At 45.1% G+C, this 25,284-nt stretch carries 24 protein-coding genes, 1 tRNA gene and 2 pseudogenes; 17 read left to right on the top strand and 10 right to left on the bottom strand.

Features of this window, described 5'->3' with window-relative positions:
- Positions 1-10 precede the first annotated feature (10 nt).
- From BACINT_RS15320 to sppA, 10 genes are all read right to left on the bottom strand, one after another.
- Positions 11-325, bottom strand: coding sequence for a hypothetical protein (locus BACINT_RS15320; protein WP_007664607.1), 315 nt, complete (start codon positions 323-325; stop codon positions 11-13).
- A gap of 12 nt (positions 326-337) precedes the next feature.
- Complete coding sequence (locus BACINT_RS15315) at positions 338-841, bottom strand: hypothetical protein (protein WP_007664606.1); 504 nt, start codon at positions 839-841, stop codon at positions 338-340.
- An 11-nt stretch (positions 842-852) separates the two neighbouring features.
- On the bottom strand, positions 853-3,855 hold the full coding sequence (locus tag BACINT_RS15310) for an N-6 DNA methylase (protein ID WP_007664605.1): 3,003 nt from the start codon (positions 3,853-3,855) through the stop codon (positions 853-855).
- Between the two features lie 81 nt (positions 3,856-3,936).
- A complete protein-coding gene (locus BACINT_RS15305) occupies positions 3,937-4,896 on the bottom strand; it encodes a hypothetical protein (protein WP_007664604.1) in 960 nt (319 codons plus the stop codon).
- Positions 4,897-5,124: 228 nt separating this feature from the next.
- Complete coding sequence (locus BACINT_RS15300) at positions 5,125-6,348, bottom strand: site-specific integrase (protein ID WP_007664598.1); 1,224 nt, start codon at positions 6,346-6,348, stop codon at positions 5,125-5,127.
- 241 nt (positions 6,349-6,589) lie between these two features.
- Positions 6,590-6,662 (bottom strand) — tRNA-Phe (locus tag BACINT_RS15290).
- A gap of 146 nt (positions 6,663-6,808) precedes the next feature.
- The gene (thiL, locus tag BACINT_RS15285; protein WP_007664587.1) at positions 6,809-7,861 is read right to left on the bottom strand and encodes a thiamine-phosphate kinase; all 1,053 of its coding nucleotides are present in this window, start codon (positions 7,859-7,861) and stop codon (positions 6,809-6,811) included.
- A gap of 2 nt (positions 7,862-7,863) precedes the next feature.
- The gene (locus BACINT_RS15280; protein WP_007664585.1) at positions 7,864-8,673 is read right to left on the bottom strand and encodes a purine-nucleoside phosphorylase; all 810 of its coding nucleotides are present in this window, start codon (positions 8,671-8,673) and stop codon (positions 7,864-7,866) included.
- Complete coding sequence (gene lpxK / locus BACINT_RS15275; protein WP_007664583.1) at positions 8,630-9,733, bottom strand: tetraacyldisaccharide 4'-kinase; 1,104 nt, start codon at positions 9,731-9,733, stop codon at positions 8,630-8,632. Before lpxK ends, BACINT_RS15280 begins: the two co-directional genes overlap by 44 nt.
- 12 nt (positions 9,734-9,745) lie before the next feature.
- Positions 9,746-11,515 carry a signal peptide peptidase SppA gene (gene sppA, locus BACINT_RS15270; protein ID WP_007664581.1) on the bottom strand — a complete coding sequence of 590 codons (1,770 nt, stop codon included), beginning with the start codon at positions 11,513-11,515 and terminating at the stop codon, positions 9,746-9,748.
- Positions 11,516-11,676: 161 nt separating this feature from the next.
- On the opposite strand from sppA, the pseudogene BACINT_RS15265 reads away from it, so the two are divergent.
- The 17 genes and pseudogenes from BACINT_RS15265 (at position 11,677) to BACINT_RS15185 (ending at position 25,265) form a co-directional block, all read left to right on the top strand.
- Positions 11,677-13,224 (top strand): annotated as a pseudogene (locus BACINT_RS15265) (ATP-binding protein).
- 107 nt (positions 13,225-13,331) lie between these two features.
- Positions 13,332-13,880: pseudogene (locus BACINT_RS15260) on the top strand (phage integrase SAM-like domain-containing protein); the annotation flags it as partial.
- Between the two features lie 61 nt (positions 13,881-13,941).
- Positions 13,942-14,325: a fimbrillin family protein gene (locus BACINT_RS15255; RefSeq protein WP_007664568.1), complete on the top strand. Its 384-nt coding sequence runs from the start codon at positions 13,942-13,944 to the stop codon at positions 14,323-14,325.
- A 24-nt stretch (positions 14,326-14,349) separates the two neighbouring features.
- Positions 14,350-14,649 carry a hypothetical protein gene (locus tag BACINT_RS15250; protein WP_007664565.1) on the top strand — a complete coding sequence of 100 codons (300 nt, stop codon included), beginning with the start codon at positions 14,350-14,352 and terminating at the stop codon, positions 14,647-14,649.
- Positions 14,650-14,670: 21 nt separating this feature from the next.
- Positions 14,671-15,225, top strand: coding sequence for a fimbrillin family protein (locus BACINT_RS15245; protein WP_044155074.1), 555 nt, complete (start codon positions 14,671-14,673; stop codon positions 15,223-15,225).
- 11 nt (positions 15,226-15,236) lie between these two features.
- Positions 15,237-16,094, top strand: coding sequence for a fimbrillin family protein (locus BACINT_RS15240; RefSeq protein WP_232288773.1), 858 nt, complete (start codon positions 15,237-15,239; stop codon positions 16,092-16,094).
- 37 nt (positions 16,095-16,131) lie between these two features.
- Positions 16,132-17,091, top strand: a complete 960-nt coding sequence (locus BACINT_RS15235; RefSeq protein WP_118308507.1) for a fimbrillin family protein — start codon at positions 16,132-16,134, stop codon at positions 17,089-17,091.
- Positions 17,092-17,098: 7 nt separating this feature from the next.
- On the top strand, positions 17,099-17,446 hold the full coding sequence (locus tag BACINT_RS24615) for a hypothetical protein (RefSeq protein ID WP_007664557.1): 348 nt from the start codon (positions 17,099-17,101) through the stop codon (positions 17,444-17,446).
- A 56-nt stretch (positions 17,447-17,502) separates the two neighbouring features.
- Positions 17,503-18,147, top strand: a complete 645-nt coding sequence (locus BACINT_RS24610; RefSeq protein ID WP_007664556.1) for a hypothetical protein — start codon at positions 17,503-17,505, stop codon at positions 18,145-18,147.
- A 20-nt stretch (positions 18,148-18,167) separates the two neighbouring features.
- On the top strand, positions 18,168-18,455 hold the full coding sequence (locus BACINT_RS15220; RefSeq protein WP_147400730.1) for a hypothetical protein: 288 nt from the start codon (positions 18,168-18,170) through the stop codon (positions 18,453-18,455).
- A gap of 119 nt (positions 18,456-18,574) precedes the next feature.
- Complete coding sequence (locus tag BACINT_RS15215) at positions 18,575-19,342, top strand: DUF4906 domain-containing protein (protein WP_157448660.1); 768 nt, start codon at positions 18,575-18,577, stop codon at positions 19,340-19,342.
- Positions 19,343-19,579: 237 nt separating this feature from the next.
- Positions 19,580-20,620, top strand: coding sequence for a PDDEXK nuclease domain-containing protein (locus tag BACINT_RS15210; protein ID WP_115502714.1), 1,041 nt, complete (start codon positions 19,580-19,582; stop codon positions 20,618-20,620).
- 118 nt (positions 20,621-20,738) lie between these two features.
- Complete coding sequence (locus tag BACINT_RS15205) at positions 20,739-20,933, top strand: hypothetical protein (RefSeq protein ID WP_007664548.1); 195 nt, start codon at positions 20,739-20,741, stop codon at positions 20,931-20,933.
- 273 nt (positions 20,934-21,206) lie between these two features.
- The gene (locus BACINT_RS15200) at positions 21,207-22,712 is read left to right on the top strand and encodes a DUF4906 domain-containing protein (RefSeq protein WP_232288772.1); all 1,506 of its coding nucleotides are present in this window, start codon (positions 21,207-21,209) and stop codon (positions 22,710-22,712) included.
- Positions 22,713-22,807: 95 nt separating this feature from the next.
- Positions 22,808-23,140, top strand: a complete 333-nt coding sequence (locus tag BACINT_RS15195) for a hypothetical protein (RefSeq protein WP_007664544.1) — start codon at positions 22,808-22,810, stop codon at positions 23,138-23,140.
- A 111-nt stretch (positions 23,141-23,251) separates the two neighbouring features.
- On the top strand, positions 23,252-24,808 hold the full coding sequence (locus BACINT_RS15190; RefSeq protein ID WP_007664541.1) for an ATP-binding protein: 1,557 nt from the start codon (positions 23,252-23,254) through the stop codon (positions 24,806-24,808).
- 259 nt (positions 24,809-25,067) lie between these two features.
- Complete coding sequence (locus BACINT_RS15185) at positions 25,068-25,265, top strand: hypothetical protein (protein ID WP_007664537.1); 198 nt, start codon at positions 25,068-25,070, stop codon at positions 25,263-25,265.
- Positions 25,266-25,284: the final 19 nt, after the last annotated feature.

Here is a 25,284-nt window from a genome sequence, read left to right as displayed (position 1 = left end):
TCTTTGATGGTTAGTTGAATACTCTCTCATCGTTCTCTTTATCCTTTGCTGCAAGCATACAGAACGGCATATCCAATATGCGATGTGAGAAGCACATATCGGAGTTGTAGTCCGTGCGTTGCCACAGCGTGAACCTGTCGTTGGCGAACGACCATCGGAAATATCCCGACAGTGAGCCGAACTGAGGGTTTACATTCCTTGCTATGAGATACCTGTTCACATCCATAATGTGCTTTGCAATGAGTATGATGTTGAGTATCTCCACAAATGCCAACTGCGAGTACGGGTCAATAGGCATTACCGGTCCTTTGAAACTGATTTCCATATATCCTTTATTTTAGTTATAGTTATCATCGAATATCTCATACTGAAGAGGAAGCATGTCGCAGAAGTTGCCCGATATGCCTGTATATACCAAAGCATCATCGGCTATGTCGGCAAGTTCCTCTTCGGTTTCCTGTATGGTGTTACCGTATATATCCTGATAGTGCGACACCATCATATGCGGATCATCGGTTGTGATGTCATATCCGAAGTGTTCGCTCCAAGTGACGAAATACTCCCTTTCGTTCTCATCGAGCCTTTCCATGGCATCGCGTATCTCGAAGAAGTTGGGACATATCCACTCTCGGTTTATCAGCCTGTCGGGTATGTTCTCCCACTTGGTATATCTGTACTCGGGTTCCTCTTCTTCGGGAAAGAGGTCGGAACAGGCACAGAGAAATTCTCCCATATCGCTGTAGTCGGACATTTGCACCCAGTAGTCCTTGTACTCTTTCCCGTCCAGGATGTGCTGTGTGGTTACGGCAACCTCGGCATTGCTTAAATCCATATTTTCCATAGACTTTCTGTTTAACTTGTTACTCGCTGGCTTCCCCAGCTGATATGTATCTTACCTTCGCTGTCCGTTGAGCGTATCAGCAGGCTGTCGATGACCGACATTGTGATATCGAACTCCTCGAAGATTTCCGACTGCTCTTTCACTTCACCTGTCTTGATGAACTCGTTGAGACGCTCTTTGGTGAGTACCAATGCCATGAGGTTCTGCTCAACGGAGTCCTCGTAGGTGACATAATGCACATCTTTCATCTCCTTGGAGTCGAGGCGTATGAAACGGAAGTAGAACTGCTCCATCTTGGGTATGTTCCATTGCAGTGACTCCAGTATCACATCGTTGCAGGTGGGTATGTTTACCGAACTGCTCAAGCTCTGCTGTGTGCATATCAGTATGCCGTTGATGGTGGAGTCGAACTCCGTCACTATGCTCTGACGCTTCTTGAACGCTACATCTCCCTTTACGACATATATCGGTCTGTCGGGAAAGCGTTCACGGATATAGCTCTCATAGAGGTCAAAGGCGGCAAGGGTGGTACAGCCGATGGCTACCTTGCCAGGTATCTTGCGTATCAATGATTCTATGTATCGTGTCTTGCTCGGGTAGTCATCGCCATAGTATCCCGATATGAGGTGTGGTACCGAACAAGCCTTGATAAGCAACTTTATCTGTCGCATAAGCCTCAGTCCTGCATCCTTCTTCGTGTCACCCGTGCTGTTGTAGTAGAGCTCACAGATACGGCAGAACTCCTCGATGATGACACGATAGACCTCGTGCTCGCCCTCTGAGGGGCTTACAGTATGTGTCCGTATCTTGTATTTCTCACCTGCAAAGTCTCGGAACTTACGGGTGATGATGGTTTTGCCTATGAGGTCGAAGAGTTCATCCTTGTTATAGACATCCTGATTCTGCTTCTCAATGCCGAATACCGTAGCCTTACCCGGACAGTGGCAGGCTCGGAACAGCACATGACCTCTGAACGCTGGGAATGGCTCACCGCAGTGGAGGTTCCTTTCACATTCTATCTCCTTATCTCTGTTCTCGTGGTAGATACTGCTGCACCAACAAGTCATATTGACCGAGTTGTTGTATAGCAACTCAAACTGGCTGTATAGCTCTGCGATATTGTTACGGGTGGTTGTTCCCGTATCGAGAATCTTGTATTTGAGCCTGCGGAAGACTGCCAGAATATGCTTTGTGCGTTGTGATGATGGGTTGGTAATCTCGTCCGATTCATCGAATACAAGGCATAGCTTCCTTGACGATAGTTTCACAAACCGCATAAGGTCGCGTTTGAGCTTGCCGACCATAGAGGTGGATAGCAGCAGGAAGATACCTCTCGGCACATATTCAAGGTCCTTGTATGTGCGTATCACTCTGTATCGCTCCTTGTTTATGGCGAGGAACGGAGTCCATGTCATATTGGTGGCAATGGCAGGGGCAAGTATCACCACATTGCGTACCTTGCCATATTTGAGCAGGTATTTGGCTCTGTGATATACCGCTGCGGTCTTGCCTGAGCCTTGCTGCCAGTTAAGCAGAGCATACCGCTTCTGAAGTACAAGGTTCAGATCGTGTTTCTGCAACTGTGTAAACTCGCATACCTCACCATCTTTATTTACGAAGGTGGCATTGTCGAGATACTCGGCAAGGGCATCGTCCGTTTCCATATCGGAGAATGGTTGAATCTGTATATCATAGAGCCAACGCTTACGGCGGATAAGCCTCTTGGCGATGCGTATCTGTCGTAGATTCTCTTCGGTTGCTATCTCCGGCATAGGCAGTACGGTACTATCCAATATGAGGTCGTTGATGCTTGCCGCTTTATGCTCCACCTTGTCAAGCAGTCGTGGTACATACTGCTTGAGCTTGAAGCCGTAGGAGGTCTTTACCAATGCGACCTCCTTGCGTGGTACGACATTCTGCGAGGTGATATACTTGCGTATGGTGGCCAGCACTTTGGCAGTGGTCAGCTTCTTGCGTTCCCACTCCTTCATCTGCTCGTTGGTGGCATTCTCTGGAGGCTTCTGGTTACGGAACTTGGTAACAAGAGCCACAGCCTTGTCGATATGCTTGTTGAGTTTCTTGTGAGCCTTCAACTCATACATATACTTGGCGAGCTTGTACTCGAAGTGCTCCAACTCCTCCTTGTCTATGCGGTTGGTCTCACGCATAAGGTCAAGACGCAAGCAGTGCTTCATCTCACGGGCTTTCTTTACTCTCTCCTTGAGTTCTGCCATAGAGACGAACTCATCGGCATTGTAGGGATTCATCTCGATATGCTGTGAACGACGCAAGAAGACCATTATCTTGGTGTTGAAGTTATCTACACCTACCGATGTAAAGGCTTGTGGTGATAGTCTTGTCTGTCCGATGAAGGAGAAGTCCTCGTTCACTCTTCCTACACGGCTCTTCTCCCAGAACTCATTCTGCATAAAGGAGGCTGGAACGATGATCATCAGGAAGCCCGCGGGATTGAGCAGATGGTATGCTTTGTCTATGTAATACTCCTGTGAGAGTCGAAAATCGAACTTCAGATTGAACGGAGGATTACCGATTATGGCATCGAAGCGTTGCTCGGAGTGGTACTGCTGTATGTCGCACTTCTCGATATGTGCATCGGGATAGAGATACCTTGCCACTGCCACAGCCTTGCTGTCTATGTCAAAGCCGTAGGCGTTGTGTTGGTTTGGCAGATGGTTGAAGAAGTTACCCATACCGCAACACATATCGAGTATCATCTCTGACGATGTGGGAGAGAGTACATCTACCATATCCCGACATACCTCGTGCGGTGTGAAGAACTGTCCCATCTCGAACTCCTTCTTTGCCTCGGCATACTCGTGGTAGCTGGCGAAGTCCGACTGCTTGAGGTTGTGCAGTCCTCCGATACCTGTATAGCAGTTGTATATACTCTCCGCAGGAATCATATCCTTACCGGAATTGATGGCAAAGAGAATCTTCTCGTTGATCTCCGCACGCTTGCCTTGCGGTATCTGTTGTGGTATGATGGCATACATGGCTGTAATGATTGAAGTGGATAAAAACGAAAGACACCCCGCAGGCAGTACCTACGGAGTGTCATACATATCGTGTGGTCATCAGTTCTCGTCTCTTAGTTTGATTTCATTTAGTCGCAGTCGCTTAAAACAGTTCTCTGCCGCAGCACTGTCCTTGAACTTGACATCAATGCGGGTGTTTCCGTAAAATTTGAGACTTACGGCGTTGGTCGTTGTCAGGTCATACCATCGGGAGATATCTACATTACGGGTATCAAGCCCCATAATCATCTCGATACTTCCGCAGAGTACATCATCTGCACCGAAGGCAATACCTTCGCAGAAGCGGCTGACCTTACGGTCTGTTTCGTATGAGAACTTATAATCCTTATAATATTCGTAATGGAAGGAATCCCAAGTTACAATATCTGGGAAGATGATTTTGTCCTTCTTTAGTTCAGGCTTTACCTTGCTCCAGTTAGATGGTCTGACCGTTTCAAGGAATCGTTTGATTAACTCCTCCTCGGCAGTATCTCGGAAACTCTTGCCTCCAAGATGTTCGATAACCACATCTACATAGGTGTTATATACAGGGCGGAAGTCTATCGGCAGAGTCTTCTCGTCAATCTTTGGAGCTTCAACAGAGACGCTGTATGTGTTGTTGAAATAGCCGATGATACGACTGATGAAGTTCCTGATAGCGTTATGACGACTATCCACCAACTCATTGATGTTCTTGAAAGGAGTAAACTCGTGATGGGTATAATCCTTCTCGTCATTATTGTACCGATAGTGGAGGTCATAGCTGTTTGTGGTAATCTTACCGTTCGGCTCATGCTTGAGTTTGATTTTACCCTCATACTTCTCGGCTTCTCTCTTGAAGATGTTGTACCACCAGGCAATCTGGTCGAGCGTCTTGTAAAGCTCGTCCTGCTGATTCTGGCAATAGATACGGTCTTGCTCCGTAATCTTCTCCTCGTTTCTCACTTGTACCTTCAAGATACCTGATAGCAGGTCGGTATGACCTGTTGCTTGACTGTTGTTTAATACTGCTTGTGACATAACATTATATATTTCTTGTTAGTCCGGCTATTCGGGGCCGGAGTTCCCAAACTACAGGCTCTAAAAGGTCGTGTTCTCGTCAGGCAAGGTTGTGTGGAAAAATACAGAAAGCCCCACGGGGCGAGGATGATTTTTCCACGACACCCGCAGGGCTTGACCTTGCTTGGACGAAAAGAACACGAGTTACCTTTGCCTGTGGTTTGGTGAACTCGGCTTCGAATCTATTTATTATAATAATATCTGAACCTTTTCCATATCACTCATAATGGTTTGATCCAACACCCTTGCATAGTGTTGAGTCATACGGGTAGATGCGTGCCCCATCATCTTTGCAACATTCTCCAACGAAACTTTATTAGCCAAAGTTATGGTCGTGGCAAATGTATGACGGGCCACATGTGTGGTCAGATTCTTGTCAATATTGCAAAGCGTAGCAATTTGTTTCAGGTATGAGTTCATCGTCTGATTGCAGAACAAAGGTAAACAGACATCCTTTTCAATACAGGTTGGATGATCCTCATATTTCTCAAGTATTTCTATGGCAGGAGTGATAAGAGGTACATTGCTGATACATCTTGCCTTCTCCTTTTTCATCTTGTGACGACCTTTTCTAATCCACATCTTGCCATTGTTGTCCTTAATGATTTCAGTGCGTTTCAACTCCTTTGCATCTATAAATGCAAGACCTGTAAAACAACTGAACAGGAACATATCCCTAACAATATTTAGTCGAGCTACAGGAAATTCCATACCTGCTATTGTCTTGACTTCTTCAAGAGTCAGGAATGTAGGATCATTTTCCTGCTGGCGATATTGTATGCCGGCGAATGGATTGATTCTCATCCAACCCATATTAAGTCCCATATTGACGAATTTCTTGAAACACTTCATATATCTCACCAATGTATTTTGGCAAAGACGCTTTTCAAGACGCATATGTCGCTCGACATAGATAATAAAGTCACGAGAAAGTTCAGGAAAGACAATATCCTCCTTTTCATAGAAAGATTGAACACAAGCCTTCAAGCAACGGTAGCAGTTCCAATATCGGTTGATGGTTATCTTTTCATACTCGATACCGATAAGTGCTTCCATTGCTTTAATCTCCTTTTCCATTGTATTGAGGAAGGTTCGCTTATCACCTTTATTAAATAAGCGTTTCAATAGGTGGGAAGGAGTGATGAGTGCGTCTTCAAGCAACAACTCTTTGTGAAGGTTGTGAATCTTGGTTTTGAGAGATTCGATGTAATCGTTCAATTCGATTGAAACCCTGTCTCTGCCTTTACAGCAGCCACGGGCTTGGTTCCACAAACGAGGCAATACGCTACGCTGTATGCGTACCTCGTCAGACACTCCGTTGATAGTAACACGGACTACGATAGGTGCTTCGCCGTTCTTCAGCAAGCTGCTCTTCTTGATAACGAAGAGGATTTTCATTGTTTCATGCTTCATCTTACATACATTTTTTGTGGTACAAAAGTGCTAATGTTTGATGAAACGCACGCTATGCAAATAAGTGAATATCTGTGCTTTACATATCAAATCGTGGCTTTTTTCAGTGGCTCAAAAAAAAGCCACGAATTTGGCACGATTGAAATTCCTAAATCTGCATGTTTTGCACAGTTGAAACAAAAAGAAAACCTCTGAATTCGTTGAAATTCAGAGGTTTTCATCTTTTTGCTGTGATTCTTCGTGGTGCCACCAGGAATCGAACCGGGGACACAAGGATTTTCAGTCCTTTGCTCTACCAACTGAGCTATGGCACCATTGTTTCTCTTTTGCGGTTGCAAAGGTAGTGAAACTTTTGGACTGTGCAAGGGCTTTGGGGATAAAAAACGCTGATAATTGCCTATGTGGCTAAGTATCAGCGTTTATAATTTAATAAAAAAGTGTTTTTTTATTCTTCTCCCTTTTATTCTTCTGCATTTTCGGTCGTTTCGTCTTTCAGTGGGTTCCATCCTTGGGCTTTTAACTCAAATTCCTGGCCGTCGCGAGTAATTAAAACACAACCCAGTTCCGGTTTCGTGATATGACCGATCAGTTTCACACCCTCCATTTCAGAAATCCTTTCGTGGTCAGAGATGGGGACGGTGAATAGCAATTCATAATCCTCGCCACCGTTCAGTGCACATGTAGTCAGGTTCATGTTGAACTCCTCTGCCATGACAGCTGTCTGGTAGTCAATAGGAATATGCTCTTCGTAAACACGGCAACCTACTTTACTTTGCGTACAGATATGCAGCAATTCAGAAGATAAACCGTCCGAGATATCCATCATGGAAGTGGGCTGAATCCCTTCTTCCGCTAATTTCTTGATGATATCGCGACGTGCCTCCGGTTTTAGCTGACGTTCCAGAAGATACTCTTTTCCAGAGAAATCAGGCTGCACATCAGTCTTCCCTTTTAATGCCACCTTCTCTCGTTCCAATAGCTGTAAACCCATATATGCCGCACCCAAGTCACCGGTCACACAAACTAGATCAGTCTCTTTGGCACCATTCCGGTAGATAACCTTATCCTTATCTGCCTCACCAATACAAGTGATGCTGATTGCCAGTCCTGTAAGCGAGGAAGAAGTGTCACCACCTACGATATCCACATCGTACTCCTCACATGCCAGGCGGATACCTGCATATAGCTCCTCCATATCTTCTACGGAGAAGCGTTTGGAAAGAGCCAGGGAAACGGTTATCTGCTTCGGGGTACCGTTCATGGCATAGATGTCGGAGAAGTTCACGACAGCCGCCTTATAGCCTAAATGTTTCAGTGGGACATAAATCAAATCGAAATGCACACCTTCCATCAGCAAGTCGGTAGTAATCAAAACCTGCTTTTCGGTAGGATAGGAGAGTACGGCGGCATCGTCGCCTACACCGTACTTGCTCGATTCATTCTTCAGTTCAATGCCTTCGGTAAGGCGGCGGATAAGACCGAACTCACCGAGGCTTGATATTTCTGTTCTCATGATTACGCTCTGTTTATCAATTCTCTCATAATTTCCGTCATCTTTGGTTGTGCAGCATCGGCAGCTTTCTGTACTTCCTCGTGCGTTACTTCCACAATCTTGCCTTCCACACCGAGGTCGGTAATCACGGAGATACCGAACACTTTGATGCCACAATGATTGGCAACAATCACTTCCGGCACTGTAGACATACCTACTGCATCTGCACCGAGGATATGGAACAATTTATATTCGGACGGTGTCTCAAACGTCGGGCCTTGCGTACCGACATATACGCCGTGTTGCACCTTAATTCCTTTTTCTGCTGCAATAGCATTCGCCTTACGGATCAGCTCTTTGTCATACGCCTCACTCATATCCGGGAAACGCGGGCCATACGGAATGTTCTTGCCACGCAACGGATGTTCCGGGAAGTAATTGATATGATCCGTAATAATCATCAGGTCGCCGATTTCAAAATCAGGATTCGTACCACCGCTGGCATTTGAAACGAACAGGGTTTTGATTCCCAGTTCACGCATCACACGTACGGGGAATGTTACTTCTTTCATAGAGTAACCCTCATAGTAATGGAAGCGTCCCTGCATTGCCATGATATCTTTGTTGGCTAACTTTCCGAATATCAGTTTTCCGCTGTGTCCTTCTACCGTCGATACAGGGAAGTTCGGGATTTCCTCATATTTTATTTCATACTTCTCAGTGATTTCGGTGGCGAGACTGCCTAAACCGGTTCCGAGGATAATTGCTGTCTCTGGTTGTGTGTGCATTTTACCTTTTAGGTAAGCTGCTGTTTCTTGAATGAGCTCTAACATAGCCAATAATATTTTGGTTAAATATATGTTGTTGATTTTGTAAAAATTCTATCTCAATAGGCAAAACGTATAGATACGGTTTCAATGCTTCGGCCAATGCCGGATGATGTTGCAGCCTTGTCGCATCCTTTTCTGTTGTGATTATCAGCTTCTTATTTCCTTCCATACGCTCGAAGCGTTCCTTGATCATTTGCAGATCCTTGCTACTGAAATCATGGTGATCGTCAAACTGGCATATGTTCACATGCGGTGTATATGCTTCCAGTTTTTCCACCAAGGGTGCGGGCGAAGCGATTCCTGTAACTAGCAACACCTGTTCGTCTTTTTCCAGTGATGTGAGTGTTCTCCGCTTCTTGCCGAAAAGCGGTGTCAGTGCTCCGTATCGGAATGAGGAGAAATAAAGTTGTTGGTATGGGTACAGTTTTAGCCTTTTCGTGATGATATTGAAATCTATTGGTTTGATATCCTCCGGGCATTTGGTTACGATTACGATATGCGCCCGGTTTTTACCGTCTTCCGGTTCACGCAATCGTCCTGCCGGAAGCAGGGTGTCATCTGAGAACAACCTGTGAAAATCAGTCAGCAGGATATTCAGTCCGGCCTTTACATGCCGGTGCTGGTAAGCGTCGTCCAGTAACACCACATCCACTTTGGGATTGTCCAACTTCATCAGTTGTTCGATGCCATGACAACGATTCTCGTCTACAGCCACCCGGATACCCGGGAATTTGATTTTTATCTGATATGGTTCGTCACCGATGCGCTTTACGTCTGTTTTCTCCGTAGCTAGCACATATCCCTTGCTTTTCCGTTTATAACCGCGGCTCAGCATGGCAACGTTCGCTCCTGTCTGTTGCAACAGCTTGATAAGATACTCCGTGTGTGGCGTCTTGCCTGTTCCGCCTACAGCGAGGTTTCCAACGCATACTACAGGTACGTCAAAACTCTTTGACTGGTAATATCCCCAATCAAAGAGTTTATTTCTCAGGTATACTCCCATCCCGTAAATCCACGAGACGGGGTATAGCCAATAGTGTATCTTAACCAGCGGTTCTTCCATCCACTCCTTTCTTTAATTGATGTTCAACTCGAACGGAACGCGTGCTTGAATCTTATCGTAATTCTCAAAGTTATTCAGCCAATCGAACTGATTGTAAAGTTCACCTACTTTGCCTTTCAGCATACGAGATTGGATATATCTACCCGGATTCGTATCCATCAGCGTTTCGAAGAAACTCTTCTTGCCGGGGTAAGACATTACGGTGTAAGCATCCAGTCCGGCCTTTGCGATAGCCATTTCCAATGCTTTGTCCAGTCCGCCCAGTTCGTCTACCAAGCCCAGTTCTTTGGCTTTGGCACCTGTCCACACACGACCTTCGGCAATCTTCTTGATTTCGTCTGTAGTCATGCCGCGACCTTCTGCGCAACGTTTCACGAACAGTTCATAACCCTCGTTCACCATATTTTGCATCAAAGCCTTTTCACCATCATTCAGTGCACGTCCCATCATTCCGAAGTCAGAATATGTATTTGTCTTCACAACGTCAAATGAAAGACCGATCTTGTCTGTCAATCCCTTCACGTTGGGGAACATACCGAAGATACCGATGGAACCCGTCAGCGTGGTCGGGTCAGCTACGATGCTGTCTGCGTTACAAGAAATATAGTATCCGCCTGATGCAGCATAGTCACCCATAGATACAATTACCGGTTTTTCTTTCTTCAACTCGGTCACTGCATACCATATTTGTTCCGAACCGAAAGCGCTACCACCCGGAGAGTTCACACGCAGCACTACCGCTTTCACGTCTTCATTTTCTTTCAGTTTGCGCAAGTCGCGGATCACCTTTTCAGAGTTGATTCCATTTTCGCTATCAGCATATGAACTTCCGCTATCAATGGCACCATACGCATAGTACACGGCAACAATGTTTCCACTCTTATCCTTCGGAACGTTTTTCTTTACGTTTACCATATCTTTCAGAGTCAGTACCGGCATACGGTCATCTTCATCTATGCCTATCAGAGTTTTCAGATAGTTGCGTACATCATTCTTATATATTAAGGTGTCTGCAAGTCCATATTCCACGCAGTCTTCTGCAGGGTAGAACATCAGCATCTTGTCGGCAGCCTCGTTCAGTTTCTCTTTGCTTACGCCTCTTGATTCGGAGATGTCACCCAACATTTGTCCCCAGATGCCATCCAGGAATACAGTTACCTGTTCGCGGTTGGCCGGGCTCATTTCGGTAGAGATAAACGGTTCTACAGCCGATTTGTAAGTACCTACCTTGAATACCTGCATTTCCACACCAATCTTAGACAACAAATCCTTGTAGAAAACCGGAGTAGAAGCCAGACCATACCAGCCGATTGAACCTTGTGGATTCAGAATCACCTTGTCGGCTACACTTGCCAAGTAATACAGACGCTGTGAATATTGGTCGCCGTAAGCTACTACGAATTTACCGCTGGTCTTGAAGTCAGCCAGTGCTTTGCGTATTTCTTCTATGGAAGCAAAACCTGCACCCATTGAACCGGCCTGCAGATAAATACCTTTGATGTTTTCGTTATCCTTAGCCTTCTGGATAGACGACAGAATGTCATCCAAACCATAAGTGGTTTCATCTTCACTCAGGAACATGTCGAATGGGTTGTCCTGACTGCGTTCAGAGAGCATGCCTCTCATGTCGAGCATCATCACAGAGTTCTTGCGTACTTGTGTTTCAGACTCCGACGAAGACAGCATACTAAACAGTATCAGGATGCTGACGAAAAACAACACAACGCATGACACGATAATACCTGTGATGGTGGCAAGCGTAAATTTAAAAAAATCTTTCATTGTAGTTATTGTTTTTTGTATGCTAACTTATAAAAGCTAACAAAGATAAATAATTGAATTGATATTTACCCTATCTGTCGCAAGGTTTTTCATTTTGTCACACTGTCTATCACAAAACATTATTATCTTTGTGTCGTTTAACGTTAAAAGGAGAACAAATCATGGGTAATAAAATCTATCCGATCGGCATACAAAGTTTTGAGAAGATTCGTAAAAACGGTTACTTTTATGTTGATAAGACGGCACTGATCTACAGATTAGTGTAGACTGGTAGCTATTACTTTTTGAGTCGGCCGCGACGTTTTGGCAAGAGTCTGCTTTTGTCTACTTTAGAGGCTTACTTCTCGGGTGCACGCGAACTTTTTGAAGGACTTGCTTTGGAACAGTTGGAGAAAGAATGGAAAAAACATCCGATTTTGCATCTGGACCTCAATATCGGGAAATATGATGCGCCCCACAGCCTTGACGATATTCTGAATAAGGCATTGTTAGAGTGGGAAGCCATTTATGGTACCGGTGTCGGTGAGGTAACTCTTGCTCTGCGCTTTGCAGGTGTAGTGGAGCGGGCTTACAAGCAAACCGGCGAAGGTGTTGTTATCCTTGTTGACGAGTATGACAAGCCTATGTTGCAGGCTATTGGAGACAAAGAGCTTCAGACCGAATTTCGTAATACCCTGAAACCTTTTTATGGTGTACTCAAGACGATGGACAGATGTATCCGGTTTGCTCTGTTGACGGGAGTTACTAAATTTGGTAAAATCAGTGTCTTTAGTGACTTGAATAATCTGAATGACATCTCTATGGATGAGCCGTTCGTTTCTATTTGCGGATTAACGGAGAAAGAAGTACATAATAATCTGGAAGAAGATTTGCATGAACTGGCAACGGTACAAAAGATGACGTATGAATAAGTTTGTGCCGAGTTGAAGGAGTGTTACGATGGCTACCATTTTGTAGAAGATTCTGAAGGGATCTACAACCCTTTCAGTGTACTGAATACCTTTTATAAGATGAAGTTTGGTAGTTATTGGTTTGAGACCGGGACACCTACTTATCTCGTAGAATTGCTGAAGCATAATCATTATGATCTGGAGCAGATGACTCACGAAGAAACCAGTGTGGATGTCTTGAATAGTATCTATGATGATGATAGTCCCATACCTGTGATTTATCAAAGCGGATATTTGACGATTAAGGGATACAATTCTCGTTTCGGCACCTACTGTTTGGGGTTCCCGAATAGAGAAGTAGAAGAAGGGTTTATGAGGTTTTTAATGCCATTCTATGCTCGGGTTAACAAAGCGGAAGCTCCGTTTGAGATACAAAAGTTTGTTCGTGAAGTAGAGAGTGGGCAACCCGATGCTTTCTTCCGTCGTTTGCAAAGTTTCTTTGCCGATACTCCTTATGAGCTTGTCAGTGATCTGGAACTTCATTATCAGAATGTGGTGTTTATAATCTTCAAGTTGGTAGGCTTCTATACGGAAGCAGAGTATCATACATCTGAGGGACGTATAGACTTGGTGCTGAAAACAGATAAGTATATCTATGTTATGGAATTCAAGCTCGAAGGTACTGCCGAAGAAGCATTGCGGCAAATAGAAGAAAAACGATATGCTCTACCTTTTGAATCCGATTCCCGTAAGTTATTTAAAATTGGGGTGAACTTTAGTAATCGTACCAGGAACATAGAACAATGGATCATAAAATAACATTTTAAGAGAAAATCATAAGAATCGACAGATAAATCCTATCATTTTAAACATAGCACTGCACGACATTGTTCGTGTGGTGTTTTTTATTTTTAATACAATTGATTATGAAACAAAACAGTTTAACCGACTTCATAAATGAAGTCATTGTAGAGTTGCAGCAGGAGGGGCGTTTCGCCACTGCTAATATCTACAAGTATGCCCTGCGGGCATTTACCCAATCCGTGGGAGGTGGTGAAATCTTCTGGGGAGGTCTGAACAGGGGAGCTTTGCATCGCTTCCAGACTTATCTGGAAGATTTGCAGAAGAGTTACAACACTATCTCTACTTATATCCGTGCGCTGCGTGCGGTTTACAATAGAGCAGTGGACCGTGGATTGGTGGCGGGTGAATTCCGTCTGTTTGCAAACCTGAAGACAGGAGTGGTTTCGGAAAAAAAGCTGGCAGTTACAGCTTCACAGATGCAGAAGCTGGTGCATACGCCCCGAAACCGACAGCTACCGCTGAAGGTTCGTCAAGCGCAAGACGTTCTTTCATTGATGGTACTGTTGCAAGGGATGCCTTATACTGACTTGGCGCATCTGCATAAAGCGGACCTGAATGATACTTTGCTGACTTGCCATCGCCAGAAGACGGGTACGGAACTATGTGAAAAGTATCAGTCTTACCACTGGCACGGGCACAGCCGTTTTCCGTGCTGCAAATGCAGCTGGCACCTTGGCACTGAATGACGGTACGATCACTCTTGCCACAACAGCCACCATCACTTTTACCGCAACCGCAGGAACTTCCCAACTTCCGGGTAATATCGGTGCCCCGAAACCGGTAGCTTACGGATTGGTTGCCCCGAAAGCTAAAGACGAAACCAGTACCAACCCGATATCCCTGAACCTCGTATTGGGGCAAAAGTCTGCATCAACCAACGACCGCACCCTGACCGCTGCCAACGCCGCCCTGTTCAACGGTGAGTGGAAGAAAGGACATCGTTACACCTACAACCTGCAACTCGACAAGAATGATATCACCCTGAAAAGTGTTGAAATAAAAGCTTGGACAGAAAAGGATGGAGGCTCGCAGGACGTGCCGCCCATTATAGAATAAACCGACGAAAGGAGAAACGAAGCAATGAAGAAACAGATTTTAAATATACTGCCTTATATCGCTTCCGGCTTCCTGTTACTGGCATCCGGTTGCACCGACGAGCAATCGGGTATTCCGGTAGCGTCAGGCACTCCACTCACCATTACTGCCGAGATCGGCACTTCCGCTTCCCCTTCATCTACAGATAGGCTGGGGGATGCTGCACCTGCCAATGACTACGATCTGAGTAAATTCAGAATCGGCGCCCAGATCAATGTAACCTGTACACGTAACTCCGTCCTGCTGGCATCCTCCGGATATACCCTGAATGCAACCGGTAATTAGAAAGCATCCGCAGGTAGTGAATTGGGTTTTCTTCCTGCCGTGATGTATCGTGCTTCTTTCCCGGTCGGTTACGATGGCATCCAGGCAAGCCAGGAGAAGAAAGCAGATTTCCTGAAAAGTAACTACCTCCGTACACCCGAAGTCCCTGTTTCGGGTGCTGAAGTGAAATTTACAGGCGACAATGCTTTCAATCATGAAAATGCGAAACGGACACTGAAGTTCACCGGTGTGAATACATTGCCTGTTTTCAGCCGGATGACCATACAGGCAATCGGATTGAGGACGGGCAGCAGTACGGCTATTGAAAGTATCAATATGCTGCGCCCTGTCGATTCCGAATACATCTGGTGCACGGTGATTTATCCGCGGGCCAAGAATACGGAGATTTCAATAACAATAACAGATGCGTATGGCCTCACCTATAAGGCTATTGTCAAATGTGCCATGGCAAAAGGAACCAGCTATACATATACACTGAAATTGCAGAATAATATTCTCGTCCCGGTAGGTCAGGCCGAAATAAAGGACTGGACGGTATCAAGCAGGCATAATGGGGACTTTGATCCCTCTATTTAAAAGTAAGCATGATGAATAAGACTCATATATATACTAACTACACGGGTATCCGGTCGCAATTCCGGTTACTACTGTTATTGATGGCAGGTGTATTCGCATCGTGTACACAGGACGGTGCAGGCGTCGCTACGCCGTTGGAAATATCTGCCGAAATCGGCAATCCCCAGACGCGTGCGGACGACCCGCATCTATCGGACTATGATAAAAAGAAATTTGTGACCGATGATGTGATTAAAATATCAAAAACAGGATCAACAGACGTCAATTATAAACGGACGGCAGCCGGAAATTGGACCCCGTCTGTGTCCACTACTCCGATGACTACAACGGGCAGCGGGGAGACTTTTACAGCCACTTTTCCCAATGATTTTTCAAGTATATTGGCGAATCAAAGCACGCCTACTAATTTCTGGAAAAGCAATCGGCTGACTGCTACCGCCGCTGCCACCGGAAACCGTGTCAGTTTCAGTTTTGCACTGGCTACCTGTAAAATTACGATTATTGTAAGTTTTCAGGTTGATAATAGTAGTGGAAGTGCTAAGGTTACCGGAAAGGGACTCTGTAGTGGAAACGCTACCGAGGAAACCATCACCTTATTGAAAACCTCCGAAGCCGTGAGACGCCATACCTATTCAGGTATCTTTTCACCCAAAGCTGCCACTTCCTATACCATTTCGGTGACGGCAAGCCCCTTTGGGACCCGTACTTATCAGGAGAAAGGCAGTGGCTTGACCTTTCATGCGGGATACGAATATCAATACACGTTTACCGGAACGAATGAGTTGAACCTTACTAGTGTGGTCGTGACGGAGTTTCTTCCGGGTTTCAGTGGTACTGATGGTGAAGAAGATGTCGGCAATGCAACCTGACCGGTGTAACAAAGTAGAACGAGAAAAAATGATGAAAATGAAATATACAGATATCTTGTTGGCTTCCGTAGCAGCTCTCGTATTCTTGGGCTGTGATGGAGATGGTGTACCGGAACCGGACACTGAGGGAAATGCTTTGCAGTTACGTTCGGTGGAGTTGTCCGATCCTTCGGTCACTCGTGCGCTGGGAGCCACCCAGTTGACTAAAATCGGTGTATATGTCACCGATAACGCGCATGCAGCACTGTCAAAGAATGCCAAATCCGTGTACGAATTGGCGAATGGAACATGGAGTTCAACTACTCCTCCCGATATAACGGTGACGAATACGAGTACTCCCAATCGTTTGTATGCCTTTGCTCCGTCGGATCTATCGGTCACAAATTCTTCTGTCGGTAATCATTCCGTACCTGTTCAGGTGGTAGCGGACAATTTCAACGCTTCCCAGCAGGTGGATTACCTCCGTGCCACCCCGCTGGCAGCTACGGCTGCTTCCCGTGCGGTTACCTTCACCATGAATCATGCTCTAGCAAAGGTTAGTTTCCGGGTGTCAAAGTCTGCCAATGTACAGGAAACGCTGACTTTGACAAAGATAGAACTGCTAAGTAGCACCAGCCGTTTGCAAATGGGGTCGAGTGATACTATGAATCTGAGTACTGGAACCCTGAACGGTCTGGCATCTACCAATTCCATCGCTTTGGAAGGATCGACAGTGCTGAGCACCTTGCAAAAAGACCCTAATGTCAGTTCTTTGGTAGCCCCTATGAGTGCTGCCGAAACGCGCCTTTCATTTCGCCTTACGGTGAATGTCACCGAAGCTGACGGCAATGTCACTCCCCGTTCTTTTGAAACGGCGGTTGTGAGTGCGGTGCAATGGAAAGCAGGCTATCATTATGTCTACGCCATTACGGTAGACAAGATGGGCGGCAGTCTGACCAATGTAAAGATTGACGTATGGAAGAGTGATGCAAATCAGAATACGGGAATTGGAATATAAGTGACTTATGAAATACAAATCTTTAAATTTAGCCTCCCGCTTTCCGGTATTTTCCGGCCTTGTTTTGGGAATATTGCTGGCAGGATGTAGTGCCGGTGATGCAGTACTGCCGGATGCTGACCCCGATCCGGAGCCGGGGGAACCTGTGACATTGACGTTCGATATGTATAGTGCCTCGGTGACGCGTGCCGATGCTGCTTCTACATCAGAAGATATGGCAATCGGTAAGATATTCCGCATCTACGCCTTCCCGGCAGGAAGCACGAATCTGGGAACTCCGCTGGATAGTAAAAACTACACTGTTCAACCTGATGAAGCGACTCCTTCAAAACCCGGCAAGCTACAGGCAGTCTGACCCTGTATCGTGGAACGTACGACCTCTATCTGGTATCTTACAATTCTTCTACCGAAGTGCCGGAGTTGGATAGCAGCGGAGCATTCACCGTAAGTAACGGAAAGGACTTCATGTACACGAAGTTGGAAGGCATTGTGGTGCAACCGGATAAAACAGGAGACAATGCCATGCTGGTGTCTCTGCCCAAACCTTTTACTCGTATGGGGGCGCAGGTGATAACCACTGTGAAGGCAAGAAACTCCATGCAGCCGGTACTTCCTACGGCGTTAGTCGTAAATTTCATCAAGGTGAGCGGCCTCTATGGAAGTTTGGCTTATAAACTGAATAATACTTCCTGGGAGACGCCGACTACTGCTGCCGATGCATCCTATTCTTTTGAAAAGTTCGATGCAAATAATACGTTGGATTATAATCCTCAAGCTCCACGTACCAGCGATCTCGCTGTACTATTGCCTGTAGGTGGAACACAAAAGATGAAGTTTGATGTGAATCTGACAGTGCAATATAAATCCGGCAGTGAGACGAAAACTTCTACCGATTCCTATTTTGCCACTATTGAAAAAGCCTTGTTGCCGGGAATGACGTATCAGTTCGATTTCTCATTGACATTTTACGGTGCGATTGTTCCTTCCGATCTTACGCTTGCCATCCGTGAATGGACAACCACCAATCTGACCGGTGAGGATTTGGGAAAAGATTGATTAAAATACAGTGTATGCTTATGAATAAGATAATAACCCTTCTTTGTGTTGCTGCTACCTTCCTGTTTGTGGCTTGCGAATCTTCGGAACCAGTTGAGAATGAGAGTGGGGGACTCAGTATTTATTTGAATCTGCCTCCGGCCTTGTCGGTAGATACCCGTGCCGGATCTATCGGTGACGTTAGTTTCAGCGATGTATGGGTGGTGCAGTTCGGTGCAGATGATAAGAAGATAAAGGCTGTATGTTATAGTGGTGATGCAATTAAGAATGTTAAAATTCAGATGGTAGTGAGAATAAAGCACTTGTAGAAGTAACTACAAGCGGTTTCTCAAATCTTAAAGGAACTTTTCGTATTCTTGTGAATTTTGGTGTTGATAATTCTAAGTTGACTGCATTCTCTAACAATTCTAATGCTACAAAATCAGATTTGGAAGGCATTATAATCGACTATACAGATTATAAGAATCAGCCGAATTATCTGGTATCGGATGCAATAGAATTTGCTGGTGTGTATGATACTACGCAGGACAAAGTTGTTCTTCTGGCAGGTTTGAGCTATGCCTATAGCTGGATAGATGTGAAATGGACGAATAAAGTCAGCTCCCCTGCACGATTCACTCTCCAATCCATAACTGCTTGCAATCTACCTAAATCATTAGCAATTGAAAGCCGTGCCGGAACAACTGCTGGTGTTTATCCGCCGGTAACAACGGAAATAACCGGAACTTGTAGTGTTGGCTCTAATTCTGCCGATGCTGGTCTTAATTCAAACAGTACCTATACTTTCTATATGCCCGAAAATCTTCGCGGAGTAGGTTGCGGCAAATCTTTCCAAGAGAAAAACCTCAATGCCTACGGTCCTAAAGCCGATGGCAAGGCACCCGCATTGGGTGGTGACGGCAAACCTGAATCGGGTGGTGACTTGTCGAAATGTACCTATATTGATCTGGTCGGGTCGTATTGGTACAATTATAGTACTTCCGCTCTGGATGCCACGAACCCTATCTCTGTTCGTTATCGTTTGTATCTGGGCGGCAATCTGGTGAATGATTACAATGTTCGCCGCGGCTACCACTATACAATTACTGTGCAGATCAGCGGTGCCAACAGTGGTGATGTGCGGGTAACCATTACGAATGGTAATGTGGTGGTGTTCGATAAGGTGGAGACGATTGATAAAGTGGTGGATTTTTAAAACCTGAATGAATGGTTACTAAATATATACATATAGCTTGTGGGCATTCACCGAGTCCCGGTTTTGGTTTCTCTGTTCGTTGTGTACAGGAATAATATTCAAAAGAAGCCTTGGGTTTCTTTTATGATTCGCTCTTTGACATGCTGGAATAACGGAAAATAATTAGTACCTTTGTAAGACAATGTGTATATTATCTATTTAATCAGTAGAATGTTGATTAACAAAAGAATAACTATAATGAATGAATCCGAGAATATAATATTGGAGAACAGTGCGTCCAATCCTCTTGCCACAGAGATAAAACAACTTATAGCAAGGAGTCGGCGGCAGGTGGCTACTCAGGTAAATAGTGCTATTACATTGCTTTACTGGAATATAGGGAAGCGTATAAAGCAAGAAGTTCTGAAAGATCAACGTGCTGAATACGGTAAACAGATATTATCCAATCTGAGTAAAGAGTTGACAGTGGCTTTTGGGAAAGGATGGGGTGAACAACAGTTAAGGCATTGCATACGTTGTGCCGAAGTTTTTGTTGATGGGGAGATTTTATACACACTGTGTATAGAATTGAGTTGGTCGCATATTCGTACACTAATGTTTATTGATGAGCCTTTGAAACGGGATTTTTATATTGAAATGTGCAAAATGGAACATTGGAGTGTGCGTCAGTTGAATAAACGCATTGATTCTATGTTGTATGAACGTACCGCTATCAGTAAGAAACCGGAGCAAACCATAGCTCATGATATCGAATTACTGCGTAAAGAGAAGCAACTGACTCCTGAAATGGCATTTCGGGATCCTGTTATATTGGATTTTTTAGGTTTGAATGATACTTATTCGGAAAAAGACCTTGAATCTGCAATTTTGGCTCATTTACAAAATTTCATCATGGAACTTGGAAGCGACTTTGCGTTTCTTGCTCGCCAAAAACGGATAACTATTGATAATGTGGATTATTATATTGACTTATTGTTCTATCATAGAAAGCTGAAACGACTCATTGCTATCGAGTTGAAGTTAGGTAAATTCAAGGTAGAGCATAAGAGCCAGATTGAATTATATCTACGCTGGCTGGATAAACATGAAAGAGCAGAAGGTGAAAACTCTCCTATGGGAATTTTGCTTTGCGCTGAGAAAAGTGATAGTCTGGTAGAACTGTTGGAGTTGGGTAACTCAGGAATACATATCGCCCAGTATTTGACGGAATTACCTGATAAGAAGGTTTTAGAGGTTCAATTGAAGAAATCAATAAAGTTAGCAAAAGAAAGGTTGTAGTAAATCTGATGAAATAACATTGTTTTCCGTCCCGCCCCGTGTGCCGCAAGGTCCGCGAGGTGGGACGGTTTGTTTTCCGGCGTTCCGGCTTTGAATAGATAATTAAAACAAAGAATATATGAAACGGATATTTAAAAGAAATATTTATTTGCTTTTTGGGCTTACAGCCCTGTGTAGCGGTATTATCGGGTGTGATGACCGGATAGATGATTCGGTGTCTCCGGTATCAGGACAAGAGTTGGTCACAGTACCTTTGAGTTTCGGCTTCGCCGAAGAATCATTTGGTGAGTTATACCGCAACGGCTCGCGTTGAAGGCGGTTCTACCGCCTTCAACGCGAGCCTGTTGCCCGGTGTGATAACGCGTGCTTCGACTGAGTTCCGGATCAGCTTTACAACCTGGAAATCCGTCAGTACGACATCAACGGAAACCACCTGACGGGAAATGATTACGGTACCGTCAACATCGGCACAAGTCTGGACGTCACTTTGCAGGCGTCTGACAACTGCCAGTTAGTATTGGTAGCCCGTGGTAACGGTCCTGCAGTGACGGCTTTAGGAACAAAAACATTAGAACAAGTACAAAGTATGATAGTAAATTCTTCCGTGATAAATGCGATTGACCCCTCGGCTACGGGGAGTATGAACGCTATGCCTTACGTGCTTCATTTGAAGCATGTAAAGGTAGCCGTTGTCAATGGTAAAGCTATCATTCAGAGTCCGGACGGCAGCTACGACATGCGCCTGATGCTGAAACGTCTGGCTACGCGTCTGACTGTAACATGGGATTATAGTGTTACAGATTATAAATTGAAACAACTCCTGATTCAGAGTGTACCGTTGAACTATACCATCGTGGATAGACCGGAGACTGACGACACCTATCCCTCCATCGTTTCGCAGTTCACCATGCTTGAAATACCTGTTGCGGATGCCAATGCCGCACATGGTTCTTATTCCTGCTGGATGCCCGCCAATGTGCGTGGCGAAAGTGCTGCCGCTACCACGGAAACGCAGCGCACGAAAGCGAATGCTCCTGTAGGCAGTACCTTTTTCAATTTCGTAGCCGTGAACACGACTGACGGAAAGAAGAAGCTCGACTACCGTGTTTATATCGGTTCCGGTTCTTCTACGGATTTTAATATGTATCGCAATAAGGATTACTCTTATACCGTGAACTTTGCGCACGTCGGCATCCCTACGGGTGATAATCGTGTGACCTATATCGCCCCTATTCCTGCTTCGGAAAATAACGATAATCTGGTGCCCACCGCCAATTGCTTTATGGTGGAGCCGGGCGGTTCATTCTGCTTCGACCCTTTCGCATTCCAGCAAAACGGAACAGAGATCACCAATTCACAAATGACGGGCTGGTATGGTACTGCCAGTACAGGCATCAAGTCGGTAAAGCTGCTTTGGCAAACCCGTGAAAACGGTGATGTGGGTGATCCTGTAATGGGAATTGCTAATAGTGATGATGACCATACCAATATTGTAGACATAAAACGAACGATAGATAATAGTGATATCAATACGGTGCCAGCCAATGATAAAGGGCAATGCCGCATCTATTGCCGTGTAGCTGCCAACACCACCGGAGGTAACGGAGTGATTGCTGCATACGACGGTCCGGATGGTACGGGAAACATTGTCTGGAGCTGGCATGTTTGGGTGACGGATTATAAGCCGGATACCCGTGGAGGTGAACAAGTCTTGGAGCTGGTTAATAAGCGGAAGCTGCTCTTTTCGCTGAACAATGCAAGTGTACTTCCGATGATGGACCGTAATTTGGGAGCAATGGCGGGATATGTAGATGAAGCTCCGACTTCATTTGTCGAAATGTCCAAGACCAATGGTTTCCATTATCAGTGGGGGCGCAAAGACCCGTTCCCAAGTAGCTATACGACTAAAAAGATCTGCGTAATTAATAATAAGAATTCATCTACGCCTCCCGAAGGTATGTTGAACCGCTATGCAGCGGATGGGATTACATACGTGGTGAATGGAGGACAATCAGTTACCAGACATCTTGCCGGTAGCCGCTTGTATTTTATGCAGCCAGTAGCAAAGGTCCTGCCTAGACAAATATCGTAGCAGCGTCATTCAAAGGGTGGGATGAAACGGATAAACCTGTTTGGGACCCATGTCCTGCCGGGTGGAGAGTTATATCCCGGGTTGATCTGGCTGCTGTGAATCAGAATGGAAGCAGTCTGCCTAACAATAATATAAAGAATTATAATACGAGAAATGACGATGGCGGCTATCTGCTTTATTTCGAACAGTTGAATGGCGGGCATGCCTCTTATTTCCGGTTTACAGGTTATGGCAGATACATGGATACATTCGAGTTTATTGGAGACTTGTGTACGATATGGACCCGAAATAAGGGAACTGATAATGGCTATAATTCCTATGCAGGATGGTTTAATTCAGGAGGAACCTCCAGTGAATTGTTTACTATCATAACTAAGTACCAGTCTGACGCCCATCCGCTTCGTTGCGTGCAGGAAAAGGCTGATTAACGATAAGGAATGATTCAAAGTAATTTGAATACATTCGCTCTTTGACATGCTGGAATAACGGAAAACAATTGCTATCTTTGCTGTACGTAAACAATGTAAAAAGCAATGTGTATGAGCAGCAAGATTTATCCTATTGGTATTCAGAATTTCGAAAGTCTTCGTAGAGATAACTATTTCTATATAGATAAAACGGCCTTGATTTATCAAATGGTGAAGACGGGACGTTATTATTTCCTGAGCCGTCCGCGCCGTTTCGGAAAGAGTTTGCTGGTTTCTACCCTCGAAGCCTATTTCCTGGGGAAGAAGGAACTGTTCACCGGGTTGGCGATGGAGAAGCAGGAAAAGGACTGGATAAATTATCCAGTGCTACATCTTGATCTGAATGCCCGTAACTATGAAGATGCCGATTCTCTGCTTGAGGAACTGAATAAAAATCTTGAAATCTGGGAGCGGACCTATAGCAGCCCCTATTCCGATCGTGCGCCTGAAGAACGGTTTTACCATGTCATTCGTTTGGCTTATGAACAAACGGGACAGCGTGTCGTAATCCTTGTGGACGAGTATGATAAACCTATGTTGCAAGCCATCGGCAATGAAGCCTTGCAACGTGAGTTCCGCAACATGCTGAAACCCTTTTACGGGGTATTGAAGACTTTGGACGGCTGCATCAAGTTCGCTTTGCTGACGGGAGTTACGAAGTTTGGTAAGATAAGTGTGTTTAGTGACTTGAATAATCTGAATGATATTTCTATGTACGAACCGTTTGTCTCTATCTGTGGAATGACGGAGCGGGAAATACATGAGAATCTGAAAGCCGAATTGCATGAGCTGGCCGCCGCGCAAAAGATGACTTACGAGCAAACCGCCGCCGAACTGAAAGAGTGCTACGATGGCTATCATTTCGTTGAGAATACGGAAGGCATCTATAATCCTTTCAGCGTGCTGAACACTTTCTATAAGATGAAGTTCGGCAGCTACTGGTTTGAGACAGGTACGCCTACCTATCTCGTGGAATTGTTAAAGCGTAGCCATTACGATTTAGAACGTATGGCACACGTACAGACTGATGCCGATGTTCTGAATAGTATCTATGGTGACGAAGACCCCATTCCTGTGATTTTTCAGAGTGGGTATCTCACCATAAAAGGGTACGACAAGGAATTCGGCCTCTATCGTCTCGGTTTCCCGAATAGGGAGGTAGAAGAGGGGTTCATTAAGTTTTTGGTACCTTTCTATACCCGGCTCAGTAAAGTGGAGGCTCCTTTTGAGATACAAAAGTTCGTGATGGAATTGCGTGCCGGAGACGTTGATGCTTTCTTCAAGCGTCTTCGTAGTTTCTTTGCAGATACCCCTTACGAGTTGGTGAGCGATCTTGAACTTCATTATCAGAATGTGCTTTTCATCATTGACAAGCTCCTGGGTTTCTATGTCAATGCAGAACGTCACACCTCGGACGGACGCATTGACCTGGTGTTGCAGACGGACCGTTTCATCTATGTGATGGAATTCAAGCTGAACGGTACCGCCGAGGAGGCCATGGCGCAAATTAACGAGAAAGGTTATGCACAGCCTTTCGAGAAGGACGGCCGGCAACTGTTCAAGATTGGCGTGAACTTCAGTAACAAGACGCGAAACATTGAGAAGTGGATTGTAGAGAAGCAAAGTTGATTTAGGAGGATATATCCGAAAAAAGATATTTGTCATTAAGTTTTCCGTCCCGCTTTATGCAGTGAATGCTGCATGAGGCGGGATGGTTTGTTTTCTGATATTCCGGATCGCCTGCGCTGTATGCAGGAATGAAGAATAAAAACAGATGGTCTGTTTATGCAGAACAGACTATCTGTAACAGTGAAACGGATGGTCTGTTTGTCGTGAATAGACCGTCTGTTTTGGAGATAATGAACTATTTTATAAAATTAATATAAATATGAAACGAATGAAATTTGGAAGTATTTTTACTATGTTTTTAGGGCTGGTTGCACTTATGAGTGGGCTGGCAGGATGTGAGGATAAGATAACCGAGGGGGAAATCCCGGTGGATAATGAGAAACTGGTGACGGTGCCGCTGGCATTCGATTTCGCTCCCGAAACCGACGGATATGAAATAGCCTCGGGCTCGCGCTGAAGGCGGTATAACCGCCTTC

This window comes from Bacteroides intestinalis DSM 17393 (assembly GCF_000172175.1).
Lineage (GTDB): Bacteria > Bacteroidota > Bacteroidia > Bacteroidales > Bacteroidaceae > Bacteroides > Bacteroides intestinalis.
Note: the sequence above shows the minus strand (reverse complement) of the source record. Positions and strands in the feature narration are given on the sequence as shown.